The 18836-nt window shown below is 67.9% G+C and carries 17 protein-coding genes; 12 read left to right on the top strand and 5 right to left on the bottom strand.

Annotated elements, in window-relative coordinates; translation table 11 throughout:
- Positions 1-209: 209 nt before the first annotated feature.
- The gene (gene dnaJ / locus HZ321_RS03960) at positions 210-1355 is read left to right on the top strand and encodes a molecular chaperone DnaJ (protein WP_181700419.1); all 1146 of its coding nucleotides are present in this window, start codon (positions 210-212) and stop codon (positions 1353-1355) included.
- Positions 1356-1491: 136 nt separating this feature from the next.
- Positions 1492-2121 (top strand): class I SAM-dependent methyltransferase, encoded by a 630-nt coding sequence (locus tag HZ321_RS03955; RefSeq protein WP_244635556.1) that lies wholly within the window; start codon positions 1492-1494, stop codon positions 2119-2121.
- Between the two features lie 27 nt (positions 2122-2148).
- Here HZ321_RS03955 and HZ321_RS03950 read toward each other — a convergent pair whose 3' ends face one another.
- Both HZ321_RS03950 and HZ321_RS03945 read right to left on the bottom strand, forming a co-directional pair.
- Positions 2149-2649: a MarR family winged helix-turn-helix transcriptional regulator gene (locus HZ321_RS03950; RefSeq protein ID WP_181700417.1), complete on the bottom strand. Its 501-nt coding sequence runs from the start codon at positions 2647-2649 to the stop codon at positions 2149-2151.
- Between the two features lie 209 nt (positions 2650-2858).
- A complete protein-coding gene (locus HZ321_RS03945; RefSeq protein WP_181700415.1) occupies positions 2859-3359 on the bottom strand; it encodes a GNAT family N-acetyltransferase in 501 nt (166 codons plus the stop codon).
- A gap of 153 nt (positions 3360-3512) precedes the next feature.
- On the opposite strand from HZ321_RS03945, the gene lepA reads away from it, so the two are divergent.
- The 3 genes from lepA (at position 3513) to olsB (ending at position 7766) form a co-directional block, all read left to right on the top strand.
- Positions 3513-5318 (top strand): translation elongation factor 4, encoded by a 1806-nt coding sequence (gene lepA, locus HZ321_RS03940; protein WP_181700414.1) that lies wholly within the window; start codon positions 3513-3515, stop codon positions 5316-5318.
- Between the two features lie 238 nt (positions 5319-5556).
- Positions 5557-6561, top strand: coding sequence for a TerC family protein (locus HZ321_RS03935; RefSeq protein WP_181700412.1), 1005 nt, complete (start codon positions 5557-5559; stop codon positions 6559-6561).
- 323 nt (positions 6562-6884) lie between these two features.
- Complete coding sequence (gene olsB / locus HZ321_RS03930; protein WP_181701721.1) at positions 6885-7766, top strand: l-ornithine N(alpha)-acyltransferase; 882 nt, start codon at positions 6885-6887, stop codon at positions 7764-7766.
- Positions 7767-7826: 60 nt separating this feature from the next.
- Here the strand turns inward: olsB and HZ321_RS03925 are convergent, their stop codons facing one another.
- Positions 7827-8225 carry a GtrA family protein gene (locus HZ321_RS03925; protein ID WP_181700410.1) on the bottom strand — a complete coding sequence of 133 codons (399 nt, stop codon included), beginning with the start codon at positions 8223-8225 and terminating at the stop codon, positions 7827-7829.
- A 173-nt stretch (positions 8226-8398) separates the two neighbouring features.
- On the opposite strand from HZ321_RS03925, the gene HZ321_RS03920 reads away from it, so the two are divergent.
- The 6 genes from HZ321_RS03920 to HZ321_RS03895 all read left to right on the top strand — a co-directional run bounded on the left by HZ321_RS03920 (position 8399) and on the right by HZ321_RS03895 (position 15414).
- On the top strand, positions 8399-10249 hold the full coding sequence (locus HZ321_RS03920; RefSeq protein WP_181700408.1) for a hypothetical protein: 1851 nt from the start codon (positions 8399-8401) through the stop codon (positions 10247-10249).
- Positions 10250-10861: 612 nt separating this feature from the next.
- Complete coding sequence (rpmI, locus tag HZ321_RS03915; protein WP_181700406.1) at positions 10862-11062, top strand: 50S ribosomal protein L35; 201 nt, start codon at positions 10862-10864, stop codon at positions 11060-11062.
- Positions 11063-11101: 39 nt separating this feature from the next.
- On the top strand, positions 11102-11467 hold the full coding sequence (gene rplT, locus HZ321_RS03910) for a 50S ribosomal protein L20 (RefSeq protein ID WP_181700404.1): 366 nt from the start codon (positions 11102-11104) through the stop codon (positions 11465-11467).
- 169 nt (positions 11468-11636) lie between these two features.
- Positions 11637-12719, top strand: coding sequence for a phenylalanine--tRNA ligase subunit alpha (pheS, locus tag HZ321_RS03905; protein ID WP_181700402.1), 1083 nt, complete (start codon positions 11637-11639; stop codon positions 12717-12719).
- A gap of 25 nt (positions 12720-12744) precedes the next feature.
- A complete protein-coding gene (gene pheT, locus HZ321_RS03900) occupies positions 12745-15168 on the top strand; it encodes a phenylalanine--tRNA ligase subunit beta (RefSeq protein ID WP_181700400.1) in 2424 nt (807 codons plus the stop codon).
- Positions 15169-15234: 66 nt separating this feature from the next.
- Positions 15235-15414 carry a hypothetical protein gene (locus HZ321_RS03895; protein ID WP_181701798.1) on the top strand — a complete coding sequence of 60 codons (180 nt, stop codon included), beginning with the start codon at positions 15235-15237 and terminating at the stop codon, positions 15412-15414.
- A gap of 6 nt (positions 15415-15420) precedes the next feature.
- Here HZ321_RS03895 and mepA read toward each other — a convergent pair whose 3' ends face one another.
- Entirely contained in the window at positions 15421-16302 is an 882-nt protein-coding gene (mepA, locus tag HZ321_RS03890; protein WP_181700398.1) for a penicillin-insensitive murein endopeptidase, read from the bottom strand.
- A 116-nt stretch (positions 16303-16418) separates the two neighbouring features.
- Here mepA and HZ321_RS03885 point away from each other — a divergent pair, with 116 nt between their 5' ends.
- Positions 16419-17096, top strand: coding sequence for a DUF2799 domain-containing protein (locus HZ321_RS03885; protein ID WP_181700396.1), 678 nt, complete (start codon positions 16419-16421; stop codon positions 17094-17096).
- Positions 17097-17452: 356 nt separating this feature from the next.
- On the opposite strand, the gene infC is transcribed toward HZ321_RS03885, so the two are convergent.
- Complete coding sequence (gene infC / locus HZ321_RS03880) at positions 17453-17989, bottom strand: translation initiation factor IF-3 (RefSeq protein WP_181701720.1); 537 nt, start codon at positions 17987-17989, stop codon at positions 17453-17455.
- Positions 17990-18836 lie beyond the last annotated feature (847 nt).

Here is an 18836-nt window from a genome sequence, read left to right as displayed (position 1 = left end):
TTTCTGTGGTGTGCCCGTTTCCCCGTCATGGTCCGCGAAGACGGACCGCCCACGACTTTTTCCTTGCCGTGGTCGGCGGGTTGACGAGAAATGCGTGGGTGGTCCGCCTGCGCGGACCATGACGATTGAGAGTGCCGCACCACGTTGGAAGTCTGCCCGCGTCCGGCACGGAGCGGATGAGCGACCGTTACTGAGGGACCACGCCAGACATGGCCAAGCGCGACTACTACGAGGTTCTCGGCGTCGGCAAGACGGCCGACGAGAAGGAGCTGAAGGGCGCCTTCCGCAAGCTCGCCATGCAGCTCCACCCCGACAAGAACCCGGGCGACACCACCGCCGAGGCGCGCTTCAAGGAGGCCAACGAGGCCTATGAAGTTCTGAAGGACCCGCAGAAGCGCGCCGCCTACGACCGCTTCGGCCATGCCGCCTTCGAGAACGGCATGGGCGGACGCGGCCCCTTCGGCGGCGGCGAGGGCTTCTCCTCGTCGATGGCCGACATCTTCGACGACATCTTCGGCGAGTTCATGGGCGGCGGCCGCCGCGGCGGCGGGCGCTCCGGCGGGCGCGAGCGCGGCGCGGACCTGCGCTACAACCTGGAGATCAGCCTGGAGGAGGCCTTCTCCGGCAAGACCGTCGAGATCGAGGTCCCGACCTCCATCACCTGCACCAAGTGCTCCGGCACCGGCGCCAAGCCCGGCACCAGCCCGGTTCCTTGCCGCACCTGCGGCGGCGCCGGAAAAGTCCGCGCCACCCAGGGCTTCTTCACCATCGAGCGCACCTGCCCCACCTGCCAGGGCCGCGGCGAGACCATCGCCGACCCCTGCGACGCCTGCGCCGGCACCGGCCGCCAGACCCAGGAGCGCACCCTTTCCGTCAACATCCCGGCCGGCATCGAGGACGGCACCCGCATCCGCCTCGCCGGCGAGGGCGAAGCCGGCCTCCGCGGCGGTCCCTCCGGCGACCTCTACATCTTCCTCTCGTTGAAGCCGCACGAGTTCTTCCAGCGCGACGGAGCGGATCTCTACTGCCGCGTTCCGATCTCCATGACCACGGCTGCCCTCGGCGGGGGCTTCGATGTGCCGACGATCGACGGTGGCAAGACCCGCGTGAAGGTCCCCGAGGGCACCCAGACCGGCAAGCAGTTCCGTCTGCGCCAGAAGGGCATGCCGGTGCTCCGCTCCCGCGACACTGGCGACATGTACATCACGGTGGTGGTCGAAACGCCCCAGAGCCTCACCCGCCGTCAGCGCGAGCTCCTGGAGGAGTTCGAGCGCGGCTCCTCCGGCGAAAACCACCCGGAATCCACCGGCTTCTTCGCCCGGATGCGCGATTTCTTCGACGGTCTCGGCACGTGACGTGCCGGTGATCCGCCAGCTGCCGCGGCGCTTCGCCCGCGGCCCAAGTGCCGGATACCCCAGCCCGGTCGGTAGATTAGCCGACCGGAGCTGATTAGGATCAGTCTCGATCATTCCTCGGGAAGGAAGTGGGCGGATGCGGCAACAGCGGAGCGAGCGCTTTTCGAAGTCGGACATCAAGCGATTCAAGGCCCTGATGGCTGACGAGGTGCGCTTCCTCCGGACCTGGATGGGAAAGCCGCTCACCACCGGCGCCGTCTCGCCTTCCGGTCGCGGCCTCGCTCGCGCCATGGCCGCCCGCATCGAGCCCGATTGGCCCGGCCACGTCGTCGAGCTGGGACCGGGCACCGGCGCGGTGACCGCCGCGCTGCTGGAGCACGGCATCGCACCGGATCGGCTGGTCGCCATCGAGTACAATCCGGATTTCGCGGCCCACCTGCGCGATCGCTTTCCCGGCATCCACGTGATCGTCGGGGACGCCTACGCCCTGAAGACCACGCTCGCCCTGCACGGCATCACCAACGTGTCGTCGGTGATCTCCAGCCTGCCGCTGTTCACCCGGCCGCCGCTCCAGCGCACGCTGTTGATGCAGCAGGCGATGGAGATCATTCCGGACGGCCGGCCTGTCGTGCAGTTCTCCTACGCGCTCGTTCCCCCGGTTCCGGCGAGCGCCGGCGCCTGGACCCTGGAATCCAGCGATTGGATCCTCCGGAACCTGCCCCCCGCGCGTGTCTGGACCTACACCAACCGCAGCGGCCACGCCTGACCGGCGGGCCGCCTTCAGCCGGTTCGTTCAGGCGTCCACCGCTTCCGGGACGGCCTCGTGCAGGCCGCAATCGCACGCGCCGCGTCGGCACATGCGGCAGAACTTGTCCGGGTCCACCTCGCCCCGCCCGTGCACGCGGATCATCTTGTCCACAAGACGGTTCAATTCGTCCTGCTCGTCCGGGTCGAGCCCTGAAAGGAAACCCGTCACCGCCGCCAGCCGCAGCTCCTGCAGCTGCTGGGCGCGCCGGCGCCCCCGCGAGGTGATCTCCACCATCACTTCGCGTCCGACCCGCCGCTGCCGACGGACGAGCCAATCCTTCTCCAGCCGGTCCACCAGCCGAACGGCAGCCGAATGCGTCAGCCCGACCACCCGAGCGATGTCGCCGATCGAAAGCGGCTCCTGGTCGCGGATGGTGATCAGTGCGGCGACGGCCGTCGGGGCCAGATCGTCCGACTGAGCCAATGTGGCATCTGCGATCGCCAGCGACAGTGCGGCGACCTTGTTGGAAAGCGGCGAGTCATCCATCGCCTGAGCCCTAGGAGGCGGGCACCCCACCCGTCCGCCACCCCGGCCGCCCCGCCGCAGGTCGCGTTCAAGGCCCGCGTCGTCTGAACACGGCATGACCGCGACGCCGCCGGCTGGCGAGCGCCATGCCGTCCTCGGCGCGCCCGTCGCACGCTTCCTTCGGCTCGGTCGATGGCCGCCCTCAAAAGGCGAGACCTCTCTAGCAATTGTTACAGGACGGATTGCAATAACACCAGATCAAGCCAGCGTCCGAACTTGAATCCGACCTCCGGCATGCGTCCTACTTCGACAAATCCATTGCGTTTGTGCAGATTTAGCGATGCGGTATTACTGGCTTCAATGCCTGCTACAAGCACATGGACTCCACGGGCCCGCGCCGCGGCCATGAGAGCCTGCAGAAGCCCGTTCCCGATTCCTTCTCCTCGGAACCGTCCGTCCACGTAGACCGAGAGCTCGGCCGTGAAGCGGTAGCCATCGAAAGGGCGGAACGGACCATAGGATGCGTACCCTGCAACCGCGCCCTCGCGCTCCGCCACGAGCACGGGGAAACCGCCGCCCGTCCGCGTCTGGAACCAGCGCTCTCGGTCGGGGAGGTCGACCAGCGCGTCGTTCCAGATCGCCGTCGTGTTCGCCACGGCGTCGTTGTAGATCGCCATGATGGCGGGCAGGTCGCTTTCCCGCCCCTCGCGGATGGTGGGTGTGGTGGGCATAGGAGACGGTCCTTGCGACGGCGGCGGCGGGGCGTCGATCGTATCGCCGGCCCTCGGAGGGTTCAAACGGCCCGGCGCTCCCGCCCTTGCAAAACCGCCGCGCCGCATCAACCAAGCTTGGCGATCCCCGGTGCGGGTGCTATTTGAGCGCCCATGACCACGACCCCGATTTCCCACATCCGCAACTTCGCCATCATCGCCCACATCGACCATGGCAAGTCCACGCTCGCCGACCGGCTGATTCAGTCCACCGGCGCCGTCAGCGATCGCGAGATGAAGGAACAGATCCTCGACAGCATGGACATCGAGCGCGAGCGCGGGATCACCATCAAGGCGCAGACTGTCCGTCTCTCCTACAAGGCCAAGGACGGCGAGACCTACACCCTGAACCTGATGGACACCCCGGGCCACGTCGACTTCGCCTACGAGGTGTCCCGCTCGCTCGCCGCCTGCGAAGGCTCGCTCCTCGTCGTCGACGCCTCGCAAGGTGTCGAGGCGCAGACGCTCGCCAACGTCTACCAGGCCATCGACAACAACCACGAGATCGTTCCGATCCTCAACAAGGTCGACCTGCCCGCCGCCGAGCCGGAGCGCGTCAAGCAGCAGATCGAGGACGTCATCGGCCTCGACGCCTCCGACGCCGTGCAGATCTCCGCCAAGACGGGCCTCAACATCGAGGGCGTCCTGGAGGCGATCGTCACCCGCCTGCCGCCGCCCAAGGGCGATCCGGACGCCCCGCTGAAGGCGCTCCTCGTCGACAGCTGGTACGACGCCTACCTCGGCGTCGTCGTGCTCGTGCGCGTCATCGACGGCTCCCTGCAGAAGGGCCAGAAGATCCGCATGATGCGCACCGGCGCCGTCTACGAGGTGGACCGGGTCGGCTACACCACGCCCAAGCTCGTCCTCACCGACAGGCTCAACACCGGCGAGGTCGGCGTGCTCACCGCCTCCATCAAGGAGGTGGCCGACACCGCCGTCGGCGACACCATTACCGACGAGCGCCGCCAGACCGCCGAGCCGCTGCCCGGCTTCCGCCCGGCCCAGCCCGTCGTCTTCTGCGGGCTCTTCCCGGTCGACGCCGCCGAGTTCGAGGACCTGCGCGCCGCCGTCGGCCGGCTGCGCCTCAACGATGCAAGCTTCTCCTACGAGATGGAAAGCTCCGCCGCCCTCGGCTTCGGCTTCCGCTGCGGCTTCCTCGGCCTCCTGCACCTGGAGATCATCCAGGAACGCCTGGAGCGCGAGTTCAACCTTGACCTGATCGCCACCGCGCCGTCGGTCGTCTACAAGATGCTCCTCACCGACGGCACCGAGATCGAGCTCCACAATCCGGCCGACATGCCGGACCCGATGAAGATCGAGGAGATCCGCGAGCCCTGGATCCGCGCCAATATCATGACGCCGGACGACTACCTCGGCTCCATCCTGAAGCTCTGCCAGGAACGCCGCGGCGTCCAAGTCGACCTCTCCTATGTCGGCAACCGGGCCATGGTCACCTACGACCTGCCGCTCAACGAGGTCGTCTTCGACTTCTACGATCGCCTGAAGTCGATCTCCAAGGGCTACGCCTCCTTCGACTACCAGCTCACCGACTACAAGCCCGGCGATCTCGTGAAGATGCAGATCCTGGTCAACGCCGAGCCGGTCGACGCGCTCTCCATCCTGGTCCACCGCAGCCAGGCGGAGCGCCGCGGCCGCGGCATGTGCGAGAAGCTGAAGGACCTGATCCCGCAGCACATGTTCCAGATCCCGGTCCAGGCCGCGATCGGCGGCCGCATCATCGCCCGCGAGACCATCCGCGCCCTGCGCAAGGACGTCCTCGCCAAGTGCTACGGCGGCGACGTCACCCGCAAGCGCAAGCTTCTGGAAAAGCAGAAGGAAGGCAAGAAGCGCATGCGCCAGTTCGGCAAGGTGGAGATCCCCCAGGAAGCCTTCATCGCCGCCCTGAAGATGGAAGACTGAGCCGCTTCTCCTCGGAACGATCGGTCTGCGCCGTCGCTCCCTCCCGGCGCGCTGGACAGGCCTGATACATTCAATACACCATAAGCATTATCCCTTAGAGCGCCTCTTGAACGTCGCCTTGGCTTCGCCATATACGGTCCATCTCAGGCGGATCCGGGCCCCTCTGGCGAAACTGGTCGGCGTTTCGTGATGTCGGATCCGCAGGCGGAAACGAGCCGACGTCCGCGTGTTCACCCAAATGGAATTCCTGTACCTCGACTTCCTTGGAAAGCCGGGCTGGATGTGGCTGGCCTTTGTTTCGGTCGTCCTCGTCCTTCTCGTCTTCGACCTCGGCGTGCTGCATCGCAAGCCGCACGAGATCGGCATCCGCGAAAGCTTCCTGCTCTCCGGCTTCTACATCGCCCTCGGCCTCGCCTTCGGCGCCTGGGTCTGGTGGTCCCTCGGGCCTGAACTGGGCCTTGCCTACATCACCGGCTTCGTCATCGAGAAGTCGCTCGCGATGGACAACATCTTTGTCATCGCGATGATCTTCGCCTACTTCCACATCCCGCGGATTCATCAGCATCGCGTGCTCGTCTGGGGCATCATCGGCGTGCTGGTCCTGCGCGGCATCATGATCGCCGCCGGTGCGGCCATCGTCTCGGAGTTCAGCTGGGTCCTCTACATCTTCGCCGCCTTCCTCATCCTCACCGGCATCAAGATGATCATGATGGCCGACAAGGAGCAGGACGTCGGCAACAACCCGGTCCTCAGGCTCGCCCGCAAGTACCTGCCCGTCACCGACGAGCTGCACGGCGATCGCTTCCTGGTGAAGCTTCCCGATCCGACGACCGGCAAGCTGAAGACCTTCGTCACGCCGCTTCTCCTCGCGCTGCTTCTCGTCGAGTTCGCCGACGTGATCTTCGCGGTCGACAGCGTGCCGGCGATCTTCGCCATCACCACCGACCCCTACATCGTCTACACCTCCAACATCTTCGCCATCCTCGGCCTGCGCGCCCTCTACTTCGCCCTGGCGGCGCTGATGCACCGCTTCGTCTACCTGAAGTACGCGCTGGCCTCGCTGCTGATCTTCATCGGCTCCAAGATCTTCCTTGCCGACATGCTCGGCCTGGCCAAGATCCCGCCGGCCGTGTCGCTCGGCGTCACCTTCCTGATCCTGGCTGTCGGCATCGGCGCCTCGCTCTGGAAGACGCGCGGCCAGGATCCCCTGCCGCCGGACGCCGAGCCGGCCCGCGGCCACTGACCCCCGCCCGCCCGGCCGCAAAGGCCGGGCGGCCACCGCCATCCGCATCAGCCCGGCCCCTCGAAGGCCGGGCTTTTCCATGCCGCCCTGTTTGTCATACGTCCGTCCGGAAACTATGTTTTGAAACAGCGATGCCGGCGGATGGGCGCCGGTTTCGGTCGGGTCCGCCGGGCGGTCCGACGATGGGGCAGGGGAACTTGCACGTGTCACAGAATGCGCCATCCGATAGCGTGCGCGGCCGGGGCCTGTCGCCTCGTCGTCTGGTGGAAAAGGTCGGCCCACTCCTCCGGTCGCCCTTCCACCGCGATTTCCCGCCGCCTGGCATGGGCTCCACGCCGATCAACCTCCTGCCGGGGCTCTCCGTCCCGAATCCGATCGCCCGCCGCCCTGTCGAGACCTTAGGCCGCATCGGGCCGCTGGAGGTTCGCCTCGCCCGTTCCGCCGGCGAGGTTCGCCAGGCGCAGGCCCTCCGCTACCGCGTCTTCTACGAGGAGATGGCCGCGGTCGCCGACCCCGCCACCCTCGTCAGCCGGCGTGACCGCGATGCCTTCGACCGCATCTGCGACCACCTGCTCGTGCTCGACCACGATGCGCCCGAGCCGTCCCGCTTCGGGCGCCCGCGTCCGCGCATCGTCGGCACCTACCGCCTGCTGCGCCAGGACGTCGCAGAGGCTCACGGCGGCTTCTACACCGCCGGCGAGTTCGACATCGCCACGCTGCTTGCCCGCCACCGCGGCGCTCGCTTCCTGGAGCTCGGCCGCTCCTGCGTGCTCAAGCCCTACCGCAACAAGCGCACCGTCGAACTGCTCTGGCACGGCATCTGGTCCTATGTGCTCCAGCACGGCATGGACGTGATGATCGGCTGCGCCTCGCTGGAGGGCACCGACCCGGATCGCCTCGCCCTGCCGCTCTCCTTCCTCCACCACCACGCCCGCGCGCCGGAGCCGTGGCGCGTCGGTGCGCTTCCCGAGCGCCGGGTGGAGATGGATCGCCTGCCGAGAGACGCCGTTGATGCGAAGGCGGCGCTCCACGCCCTGCCGCCGCTCATCAAGGGCTACCTGCGCGTCGGCGCCAGCGTAGGGGACGGCGCCGTGGTGGACCGCCAGTTCGGCACCACCGACGTCCTTATCGTCCTGCCCGTTTCGGCGATCGCTGCGCGCTACGTCAACTACTACGGCACCGACGCCAGCCGTCACGCCGCCTAGAACGCGTTCCGACCTGTCGGGTTCGTCCCGTCGTCAGGAAACCGCTCAGGAGGCGATGCTCTAACGCGGCATCTGCCGAAACACGAAGCGCGAATACCCGAGGTAGCTGACCACCATCGCCACGCCCGATCCTGCGGCCACCGCCAGCATCGGCCGCAGTCCCGGCGCGGCTGTCAGCACCGCCGCGAACACCGCATAGTTGACCGCCATCGCGGCGAGGTTCACGGCCAGGTACCGCCCGCCCTCGGCCACCCGGCCGCCGGCCTCCCGCGCGCTTTTCCGGTCGGCGAAGGTGATCGCCCGGTTCAGGCCGTAGGTCACGCCGATCGCCACCGCGAACGCGAACACGCGCGCCACCAGCGGCGATGAGCCCGCAGCCACCAGGGCCTCGGTCAGCCCGGCGTCCACCGCAAAGCCGGTCGCACCGACGAAAACGAAGCGGACGAGCCGGTCGGCCATTCCTTGCCCGTTCCTTTTCAAGAAGGCCGCACGATCGCGGCGCGCCTTTACCCTTTCTCCATCCTGTTAAGGGCAGGCTAACCGGACGCGAGGAAGCCCTCCTCCTTCTCCCGAAGCTCGGTTCTTGGTCAATGGTCTTCAAACCCGGCGCCCTCTCCGCGGATGCCTTGCCAATGGCCGCGCGCCCCTCGTCCCCTGTCCTGTTCGCGCTCGCCAGTCTCGCGACGGCGCTTCTCCTGGCCCTCCACGGCTGGCACGCAACCATTGCGAATGGTTTCGACGATCCCGACAGCCTGATGCGGATCGTGGAGGTCCGCGACTTCCTCGCTGGCCAGGGCTGGTACGATCTCCTCCAGCCGCGCCTCTTCCCGCCCGATGGCGTCTTCATGCACTGGTCGCGCCTGGTCGATGCCCCCATCGCCGGCCTGATCCTCGCCTTGGAGCCGACTCTTGGCCCCGCCGAGGCCGAACGCCTCGCCGTCAACCTCTGGCCGCCGCTGCTCGTCGTGCCCTTCCTGGCCGGCCTCGCCGCCATCGCCCACCGCTTCGCCGGTTGGACGGGCGCGTTCTGGGTCATCCCGCTGTTCCTGGTTTCCCCGTCCGTGGGCGGCATCTTCCTGCCCGGCCGCGTCGACCACCACAACGTCCAGGCCATCCTGATCGCCTGGATGGTCGCCGGCCTCGTCCGCGCCGCAGGCGGCTGGCGCGCCGGCGCGCTGGCAGGGTTTATGGCCGGACTCAGCCTCGCCATCGGCATGGAGGTGATCCACGCCGTTGCCATAGCCGCCGCCGGCCTCAGCCTCGCCTGGGTGTTCGACGGACGGCGCTACCGCAGCGCTGCGACCGGCTTCGGCGTTGCCTTCGCGCTTTCCACAGCCGCACTCTTCTTCGCCACGGTCGGGCCGGACCGCTGGTCGGCCCTTGCCTGCGACGCCCTCTCGCCCGTCTACCTGGTCTCGGCCGGCATCAGCGGCCTCGGTCTGGCCGCGGTCGCTTCGCTGCTGCGCGGCGAACCGGGCGACGGTCGTGCCGGCATGCTCATCCGCGGCGGCGCGCTGGCGGCCGTCGGCGCCTTCGTGATCTGGATTGCCGCGCTCTATTTCCCGCTCTGTCTTGGCGGCCCGTATGCCGGCGTCGATCCGGCGCTCCAGCCGATCTGGCTGGATCTCACCACCGAGGCGCAGAACATCTTCATCGTCTGGAGCAACGACCCGACGACGGTTCCCATCCTCTTCGGCCCTCCGGTCCTTGCCTGCGTGGTTGCCGCTGTTGTCGGCCGCAAACTCGCCCGGTCCGACCGGATCGGCTTCGCCTGCCTTATCGGCCTGATCGCCGCCTGCCTCGCGGTCGGAACCTTTCAGATCCGCGGTACCGTCCCTGCCCAGTCGCTCGCCGTCGCCCTTGGTGCCGCGGCCGTAGGCCTCGTCTGGCAGCGCCACCGCGGCGAAACCGGCCTCCTGGCGGTGCTGAAGCGATCCATCTGGCTTCCTCTGGCGCCGATCGCTTGGTTCTTCCTGCTGTTGCCGTGGATCGACGAAACCGCGGACCGGCGCACCGCCGAATACGCCGATTTCGGCACCTGCCGCGTCGAACTCGGCGAAACCCTCTCCGCCGAGCCGCCCGGCAAGGTCGCAGCCACCGTCATGCTCGGCGCTTTTCTCCTCTTCCGCACCGAGCACAGCGTTTACGCCGCGCCCTACCATCGCGGCGGCGAGGGCATCATCGCCATGGAGGAGATCCTCACCGCCCCGGCGGGGCCGGATCGAACGCTGCTGTCCCGCCTCGGTGCCACCTACCTTGCCGTCTGCAGAGCCGATCGCGCCAACCCGCCGGTGACAAAGAAGGCGCCGGACGGCCTTCTCGCCCGCGTCCTGAACGGAGCCGCGCCCGCTTGGCTGCTACCCCTCCGCGTGACCGACAGCATTCTCGTCTACCGCATCGACGGCGCCGATCCGTCCGTACGCATCGACGCGCTCTCCGTCACCGGCACGCCTGGCCGGCTGGGATTGCGCCCATCCCTCTAGGTCAGCCTTGGCGGAGCAGTGCCCAGCGTTGATCCCTCGTCATTTTCTGCTAAACTGCAGGAGTGGGACGGGAAGCTGCGAACTCCCCGCCCCTATGCTCATCTCACCAGTGTGATGCGGACCGTTACAATCCAGCGGTCCGCATCTCTGGCCAGGTGAACCTCCAGCTTCCATCGCCTTCGCGACATGGCCGGACTCCTCCACGGAGGGCGAGGCCGTCGCCACGGCCGGGGTGGCCCATCCTCCCCGGGCGCGCCGCTGGATCGGCGCTGCTGCTTCCGCCTCCCTCGGCGTCAAAGCTGATGGAAGGCCGGAACATCGTCAAATATGCGGATCGATATCCGATGGTCCGTCCTCGGCGCTGCTGCCATGATCACCGGCGACTTGCACTTTTCCCCGTGTTCCGCTAGAACGCGCGCACTTCGGGTCGACCGGCTCGGGGGCGGTTCTCCGTTCCCAAGGGCATGCCGTGGCGGCCTCGAACGCTCAACCCCGGACGACCGGTCGGTTTCAGCCTCGGCAAGGCCGTGGCCGGAACGCGCCCATGGGTTCGGACAAAGGACAACCGGTGACGGCTTCGGCCGATCCCGATAGCACTCGGAAACGAGCAAAATGCCCAAGTTGAAGACCAAGTCCGGCGCCAAGAAGCGCTTCAAGATCACCGCCAACGGCCGGGTGAAATCCGCCCAGGCCGGCAAGCGTCACGGGATGATCAAGCGGACGACCAAGTTCATCCGCCAGGCGCGCGGCACCACGGTGCTCAGCGACGCCGACGCCAAGATCATCAAGAAGAACTTCCTGCGCAACGGCTGACCCCTCGCGCTATCGGACACCAATCAGGAGATCTGAACCATGGCGCGCGTTAAGCGGGGCGTCACAGCCCATGCCAAGCACAAGAAGGTCCTCGCTCAGGCGAAGGGCTTCCGTGGCCGTCGCAAGAACACGATCCGTACCGCCAAGGCGGCCGTCGATCGCGCGATGCAGTATGCCACCCGGGACCGCCGGGCCAAGAAGCGCAACTTCCGCGCTCTCTGGATCCAGCGCATCAACGCGGCCGTCCGTGACGTGACCGGCGGCGAGCTCACCTATGCCCGCTTCATCGACCTGCTCGCCAAGGCGGGCATCGCGGTGGACCGCAAGGTGCTCTCCGACATCGCGATCCGCGAGCCGGAAAGCTTTAAGGCGCTGGTCGAAAAGGCCCGTGCCGCGGCGGTCTGACCGTCGTGATGAGGACGGGCCGGTCTGAAGACCGGTCGCTGGAGATCAAGGGCGGCGTACCGGTCGGTGCGCCGCCTTTTTCTTGTCCCGGTCGATCGAAGAACGAAGTGGCAGGGTCGTGTTTTCCGCGATAGAACCCGCCCGACCAACACGAAAGCCAGCATCCGTCATGTCCGATCTCGCCAGCCTGGAAACCGAAATTCTTGCCGCCGTCGACGGCGCCGCCGACGAAGCGGCGCTGGAGGGCGTGCGCGTCGCTGCCCTCGGCAAGAAGGGCTCGATCTCAGAACTCCTGAAGACCCTCGGCGCCATGTCGCCGGACGAGCGTCGCACGCGCGGCGCCGCCATCAACGAGGCCAAGGATCGCGTCGCCGCCGCCATCGCCGACCGCCGCGGCGTGCTGAGGCGGGCCGCCATCGAGGCCCGCCTGTCCCGCGAGACGGTGGACGTCACGCTGCCCGTCCGGCCCGGCCCGCTGTCGGAGGGTCGCATCCACCCCATCAGTCAGGTCATCGACGAGATCACCGCCATCTTCGCCGACATGGGCTTTTCCGTCGCCGAAGGCCCGGACATCGAGACCGACCACTACAACTTCACCGCCCTCAACTTCCCGGCCGATCATCCGGCGCGGGAGATGCACGACACCTTCTTCTTCAACCCGAAGGAGGACGGCTCGCGTCTCCTGCTGCGCACGCACACGTCCCCGGTGCAGATTCGCACGATGATCAGCCAGCCGCCGCCGATCCGCGTCGTCATCCCCGGCCGCACCTACCGCTGCGACAGCGACGCGACTCACACGCCGATGTTCCACCAGGTCGAAGGTCTGGTGATCGACCGCTCCAGCCACTTCGGCCACCTCAAATGGATCCTGGAGGAGTTCCTCAAGGCCTTCTTCGAGGTCGACCACGTCAAGACGCGCTTCCGCCCGTCCTTCTTCCCCTTCACGGAACCGTCCATGGAGGTCGACGTCGGCTGCCGTCGCTCCGGCTCGGAGATCCGCATCGGCGAGGGCGACGACTGGCTGGAGATCCTCGGCTGCGGCATGGTCCACCCCAACGTGATCCGCAACTGCGGCCTCGATCCCGACGAGGTCCAGGGCTTCGCCTGGGGCATGGGGATCGACCGCATCGCCATGCTGAAATACGGCATGCCTGACCTGCGCGCCTTCTTCGACGCCGACGTCCGCTGGCTGAAGCACTACGGCTTCCGCCCCCTTGACCTGCCGAACCTCCTCGGCGGGCTGACGAGCTGATCGAACCGAACCGGACGACCGACCGATGAAATTCACCCTTTCCTGGCTCAAGGATCACCTCGACACCGAGGCCTCCCTCAATGACGTCGTCGAGGCGCTGACGATGATCGGCCTGGAGGTGGAGGGCGTCTCCGACCCCTCGGCCGCCATCAAGCCCTTCACGATCGCCAGGGTGCTCACCGCCGACAAGCACCCCAACGCCGACAAGCTGCGCGTCCTCACCGTCGACGACGGCCGCGGCGGCGAGCCCGTCCAGGTGGTCTGCGGCGCTCCCAACGCCCGCGCCGGCCTCGTCGGCGTCTTCGCCGCGCCGGGAACTCATATTCCCGGCACCGGCATCGACCTTGCCGTCGGCACTATCCGCGGCTTCGAATCCCGCGGCATGATGTGCTCCGAGCGCGAGCTCCTGATGTCGGAGGCCCACGACGGCATCATCGAGCTGCCCGCGGACGCCCCCGTCGGCACCTCCTTCGCCGACTACCTCGGCCTCGGCGATCCCGTCATCGAGATCGCCATCACCCCGAACCGGCCCGACTGCCTCGGCGTGCGCGGCATCGCCCGCGATCTCGCCGCCCGCGGCCTTGGCCGGCTGAAGCCCGACACCGTGGAGATGGTCCGCGGCGCCTATCCGTGCCCGGTGCCGGTCGCGCTGCGCTTCCCGGAGACGGCGGAGAATGCCTGCCCGGTGTTCGCCGGCCGCCTCGTTCGCGGGGTCCGCAACGGCCCCTCGCCCAAGTGGCTGCAGGACCGCCTGAAGGCCGTCGGCCTCCGCCCGATATCCGCGCTCGTCGACATCACCAACTATGTCTCCTACGACCGCGGCCGTCCGCTGCACGTCTACGATGCCGCCAGGCTCACCGGCACCGTCCACGCCCGCCTCGGCCGCGCCGGCGAGAGCTTCCTCGCGCTCGACGGCAAGACCTACGCCGTCGACGAGACGATGACGGTGATCGCCGACGACGCCGGTGTCCTCGGCCTCGGCGGCATCATCGGCGGCGAGGCCTCCGGCTCCACCGAGGCAACCACCGACGTCTTCATCGAGAGCGCCTACTTCGACCCGAACCGCACCGCCCGAACCGGCCGCAAGCTCGGTATCAACTCCGACGCGCGCTACCGCTTCGAGCGCGGGGTCGACCCGGCCTTCGTCCTCGCCGGCCTGGAGCTTGCGACCATGATGGTCATCGAGCTCTGCGGCGGCGAGCCGTCCGAGGCCGTGATGGCCGGCCAGCCGCCCGTCGTGGTCAAGGTCGTCGACTTCCCAGTTTCCGAGGTCAAGCGTCTCTCCGGCCTCGACCTGCCGATCGCCGAGGTCCGCGCCGTCCTGGAGGCACTCGGCTTCGGCGTCGCCGGCTTCGGCCACGACCTCGCAGTTACCGTGCCGTCCTGGCGCCCGGACATCGAGGGCAAGGCCGATCTCGTCGAGGAGGTGGTCCGCATCATCGGCCTCGACGCGGTCCGCTCCACGCCCCTGCCGCGTCTCGCCAGCGTCTCCGCCAAGGTGTTGACCCCGATCCAGATCCGCACCCGCCGCGCCAAGCGCGTGCTGGCCGCCGAAGGTCTCGTGGAGGCGGTGACCTGGTCCTTCGTCTCGGAGGCCCAGGCGACGCTGTTCGGCGGCGGCGCGCCGGCGCTGAAGCTTGCCAACCCGATCTCCGCCGACATGAGCGACATGCGCCCGAGCCTGATCCCCGGTCTCGTCGCCGCGGCCCGCCGCAACGCCGACCGCGGCTTCGGCGACCTCGCCCTCTTCGAGGTGGGCCAGATCTTCGCCGGCGACCGTCCGGAGGACCAGTCCACCGCCGCCACCGCCATCCGCCGCGGCACTGCCCGCCTTATCGGCAGCGGCCGCCACTGGAGCGGCGCGTCCGGTCCCGTCACCGTCTACGATGCCAAGGCCGACGCTTTCGCGCTCCTGGACGCCCTCGGCTTCGACGTTTCCAAGGCGCAGGTCGTCCGCACCGCCCCGTCCTGGTTCCACCCCGGCCGGTCCGGCACGATCCAGCTCGGCCCGCAAACGGTGATCGGCCACTTCGGCGAACTGCACCCCGCCGTCCTGGAGGCGCTCGACGTCGCCGGGCCGATCGTCGCCGCCGAGATCATCCTGGAGAAGATCCCGCAGCCGAAGGCCAAGGCGAGCAAGGCCAAGCCGGTCCTCGCCGCCTCCGACCTGATGCCCGTCCGGCGCGACTTTGCCTTCATTGTCGCCGACGACGTGGAAGCCGCCCGCATCCTCAAGGCGGCCGAGGGCGCCCGCAAGGGCCTCGTCGGCGGTGTCCAGGTGTTCGACGTCTTCCGCGGCGAGCACGTTGGCGAAGGCCGCAAGTCCGTCGCCATCGAAGTCACCCTCGTCCCGTCGGAGAAGACGCTGACGGAGGAGGAGATCGAGGCGGCTTCCCAGGCGATCGTCGCCGCGGTCTCCAAGGCGACGGGTGCGACGCTGCGCGGCTGAAGCTGAAGGGAACAGCGCCCGTCCGAGACCGTTCTCCCTTCAACGAGGGAGAACGGAGACTCGATCATGGACGGATATTCCTTTCTTTGGCTGATCGTCACTGCCGGCGGCGCGGCGCTGCTCGGCGCCGGGTTCGTCTACGGCATCATGCGCAACCGCCATCGCACAGTGGGCGAGAAGCGAGCCGGCGAGATCGGCTCGCACGAGGTCTACGAGGCGGAGAACCGCCGCAGCCACGGCAACTGACCCGGGTCAATTGGAGACGAGCACCTGGCTGCAGGCCGGCGGCAGGTCTTTCAGCGTCACCGGACGCGGCTTCCTGGCCGGCTTCTCCGGCTTCTTCGCCGGCTCCGGCGGCTTGAACCACTCCGCCAGTTCGTCCCCGCAGCCGTCTCCCGGCGGCGGGGCGTCCTGGTCTTTGCAGCCCACCGCACCCGACGGGCAGGCGAGCCGGACGTGGAAGTGGTAGTCGTGCCCCCACCAGGGCCGCACCTTGCGCAGCCAGCTCCGGTTGCCGCTCGCCCCCTCGCAGAGCGCCTTCTTGATCCCCGGGTTGACGAACACCCGCGCCACCGCCCGGTCGCTTGCCGCCGCGCGGATGATCGCCGCATGCGCCGCCGTCCACACCGCGGGGTCCACGTAGGGCCCCTTGCCCTTGCCGCTCAGCATCGACGTCGCCGAGATCGTTTCGCGCTCCTGCCGGGTCAGCTCCCGGTCCGGCATCGGCGTCAGCCAGATGTCCGCGTCGAGCCCGATCTGGTGGCTGGCGTGTCCGGTCAGCATCGGCCCGCCGCGCGGCTGCGCCATGTCGCCCACCAGGAGCCCGCGCCAGCCGACCGAGGGCGCCTTGCCGGCGAGAGTCTCCAGGTATGCCACCAGCGCCGGGTGGCCCCAGTTGCGGTTGCGCGACAAGCGCATCACCTGCCATCGCGCCCCGTTCACCGGCAGCGCCTGCGCGCCGGCCAGGCACCCGCGGGCATAGCTGCCGATCGACCGCGCTTCCAGCACGGCGGGCGTCCGCGCTGCGCCGAACAGCTCCTTGGCCGGCCGTTCGTCCACCGCGCCCGCCGGTCCCGGCAGCATGGCTACCGCAACGGCGACAAGCGCCAGCACCCGTCTCGTCGTCTGCCTCATCGCCGTCGTCCCGCTCCTGCTGCCGGCCCCCTTGGAAGGCTCCTCCGCCCTCGTTGACATCCGGTTAACCTTGGCCGACGGTGCGCGAAAGTCCCACCGTCACCGAAAGCTCGTCCATGTCTTTTCCCGTTGCCCGCCCGCGCCGCTCCGCGCCCCTTTCGGGTGCGGGCGCGCTGGTCGGCCTTTTCCTCGTCCTTGCCGGCTGCTCCACGCTCTCCAAGGAGCAGTGCCAGTCCGGCGACTGGTACCAGATCGGCGTCGTCGACGGCCGCAACGGCAAGTCCTCCGCCATCCTCGCCGAGCACGAGAAGGCCTGCGCCCGCTACAAGATCGGCGTCGATGCCATCACCTGGCAGCGCGGCCGGTCTGAGGGATTGAAGGATTATTGCACGCCCGTCTCCGGCTTTGCCAACGGGTCGGCGGGCAAGAGCTACGAGAACGTCTGTACCGGCCGCGCCGGCGCCGACTTCCTCACCGCCTATGGCCTCGGCACCGACGTCTACCAGGCCCGCAGCGAAGCCCGCGAACTCGCCGACGAGGCCAGACGGGCCGAGAACGAGGAGGATCGCATCGCCGACGAGATCCGCGACCTGCGCCGCCGCATGCGCGACGCCAGCGACGACGAGCGGGACGACATCCGCGACCGCATCGCCAATCTCCAAAGCCGCCGCTTTGGCTTCGACGATGGTTTCTCCGCCCGCATGGATGCGGCGAGGGCCGCTCGGGAGGCCGAGATCGCCGAGGCCCGGGCCCGCGCAGCCTTCACCGACATCTTCGGCTACCCGCCCTACTGATACCGACCTCACGAAGTCCTGACCCGTCTGCGCTCCCCGATTTTGGCCGAATGCCAGGAGCGGGAGGGGACATGGACGTCCGTCCATGCCCCGAGCGCGACGCCGCAGTCGGCCAAAAGCGGGGAGCCCGAAGGGTTTGTCAGGTTCATCCGCCCGGGTTCGTCGCTGTTCTTGCTCGACCGGACGGTCGAGCTGCGACCAGCTCCTGCCCCGATCGGCGAACCTGGCAAACGCAGAGGGGTCAGGACTTCGTGAGGTCGGTATGACAGCGAAAATGACCCGTCGCTGTCCCCGAAAAGCGAAACGGCGCCGGTTGGCCCGACGCCGTTGCAGAAATTCGACTGGGCGACGTTCGCTCAGCGCGGGGCGAGCACCATCACCATCTGGCGGCCTTCAAGGCGCGGCTCGCTCTCCACCTTGGCGATGGTCGCAGTCTCGTCGCGCACTTGCAGCAGAAGCTTCACGCCCAGGTCCTGGTGCGCCATCTCGCGGCCACGGAACCGCAGCGTCACCTTGACCTTGTCGCCTTCCTCGAAGAACCGATGCATGCTCTTCATCTTCACCTCGTAGTCGTGGGTGTCGATGTTCGGACGCATCTTGATCTCTTTGATCTCAACCGTCTTCTGGTTCTTGCGCGCTTCGGCGGCCTTCTTCTGCGACTGGTACTTGAACTTGCCCACGTCGAGAATCTTGCAGACCGGCGGCGTAGAGTTCGGCGAGATCTCCACGAGATCGAGCCCGGCCTCGTTGGCGGCGGCAAGGGCGTCCAGGATCGCGACGACCCCACGGTTCTCGCCGTTCTCGTCGATCAGCTGGACCTGCGGAACTCGGATTTCACGGTTGACGCGCGGACCTTCCTTGATCGGCGCAGTGGCTCGGAACGGGCGACGAATGGCTCGTGTCTCCTCTATTGTTTCAACGAACGGCGATCGGCTTCGAAGCGCCAAGGCATTTGCCGCAGACGAGCGCTTCGCCATGGAAGCATCGCTGCCGGACAAAGCCTCGATGAAAACGAAGGACCGGGGCGCCGGTTTCCCGCACGAAGCGGGCCGCCGCTCGGTATCCGGGTCTCCCTGGGAGATGTGGTGCCTGCAGGGGAACGCTGGAACGCCCGCCGGTCACCCCGGAGCCTGGGTCCGTGCGCTGCCGTCGGCAGGAGCCACTGGATCCAAGGAATCGATACGGCTGCCCATCGCATGGAGCAACGGGCCTCAAAGTCGTGCTTATCTGCCGAAAAGTCAATCCTCGGCTGGATACTGATTGGGCAACCCCGGCGGGATTCCGCCGTCATCGCTTCCTTTCCATGAACCCTTCCCTCACCGTTCCCACTGTCCCGCCCCCGTGCAGTCGGACCACGCCGGTTGAGAACGCCGAAGGTACTCGGTCGCCCGGCTGCCCACTCCGCATATCCCCGCCGTCCCGCCCTGTCGCGCCGTCTCGCTCGCTCCGTCCTCCTCCCTTCCCGCCTTCATGGTCCGCCTGCGCGGACCATGACGGGTATGAAAGCAGAAAGCGCCCGCTCGGCACCGGCTCACCACTTTGCAACATTTCCTCCTGCCCCCTTGATCGTCCTACCTATCCCTCGCTCCCGCTCTCCCCTTCCCGCCGTCATGGTCCGCGCAGGCGGACCACCCACGCTTTTTTCCCTCCCGCTCGGCGCCGGCGATCCTTCCCCGATCTCCCGCCTTTCCCGCGCGCGCCGTGAACAGCCCCGTTTTCCCACGCCGCCCATTCACAACA

Source organism: Chthonobacter albigriseus, from assembly GCF_013839445.1.
In the GTDB taxonomy this organism is placed as follows: Bacteria; Pseudomonadota; Alphaproteobacteria; order Rhizobiales; family Pleomorphomonadaceae; genus Chthonobacter; species Chthonobacter albigriseus.
The sequence above is the reverse complement of the archived record's forward strand: the minus strand, read 5'-3'. Positions and strand labels throughout refer to the sequence as shown.

Bases quoted from the DNA above. Each gene is read 5' to 3' on its own strand.
- pheT (WP_181700400.1), top strand. From the start codon at position 12,745: ATGAAATTCACCCTTTCCTGGCTCAAGGATCACCTCGACACCGAGGCC.
- rplT (WP_181700404.1), top strand. From the start codon at position 11,102: ATGGCGCGCGTTAAGCGGGGCGTCACAGCCCATGCCAAGCACAAGAAG.
- mepA (WP_181700398.1), bottom strand. From the start codon at position 16,302: ATGAGGCAGACGACGAGACGGGTGCTGGCGCTTGTCGCCGTTGCGGTA.
- HZ321_RS03935 (WP_181700412.1), top strand. From the start codon at position 5,557: ATGGAATTCCTGTACCTCGACTTCCTTGGAAAGCCGGGCTGGATGTGG.
- HZ321_RS03925 (WP_181700410.1), bottom strand. From the start codon at position 8,225: ATGGCCGACCGGCTCGTCCGCTTCGTTTTCGTCGGTGCGACCGGCTTT.
- HZ321_RS03920 (WP_181700408.1), top strand. From the start codon at position 8,399: ATGGCCGCGCGCCCCTCGTCCCCTGTCCTGTTCGCGCTCGCCAGTCTC.
- dnaJ (WP_181700419.1), top strand. From the start codon at position 210: ATGGCCAAGCGCGACTACTACGAGGTTCTCGGCGTCGGCAAGACGGCC.
- lepA (WP_181700414.1), top strand. From the start codon at position 3,513: ATGACCACGACCCCGATTTCCCACATCCGCAACTTCGCCATCATCGCC.
- HZ321_RS03885 (WP_181700396.1), top strand. From the start codon at position 16,419: ATGTCTTTTCCCGTTGCCCGCCCGCGCCGCTCCGCGCCCCTTTCGGGT.
- HZ321_RS03950 (WP_181700417.1), bottom strand. From the start codon at position 2,649: ATGGATGACTCGCCGCTTTCCAACAAGGTCGCCGCACTGTCGCTGGCG.
- HZ321_RS03895 (WP_181701798.1), top strand. From the start codon at position 15,235: ATGGACGGATATTCCTTTCTTTGGCTGATCGTCACTGCCGGCGGCGCG.
- HZ321_RS03955 (WP_244635556.1), top strand. From the start codon at position 1,492: ATGCGGCAACAGCGGAGCGAGCGCTTTTCGAAGTCGGACATCAAGCGA.
- pheS (WP_181700402.1), top strand. From the start codon at position 11,637: ATGTCCGATCTCGCCAGCCTGGAAACCGAAATTCTTGCCGCCGTCGAC.
- rpmI (WP_181700406.1), top strand. From the start codon at position 10,862: ATGCCCAAGTTGAAGACCAAGTCCGGCGCCAAGAAGCGCTTCAAGATC.
- HZ321_RS03945 (WP_181700415.1), bottom strand. From the start codon at position 3,359: ATGCCCACCACACCCACCATCCGCGAGGGGCGGGAAAGCGACCTGCCC.
- olsB (WP_181701721.1), top strand. From the start codon at position 6,885: ATGGGCTCCACGCCGATCAACCTCCTGCCGGGGCTCTCCGTCCCGAAT.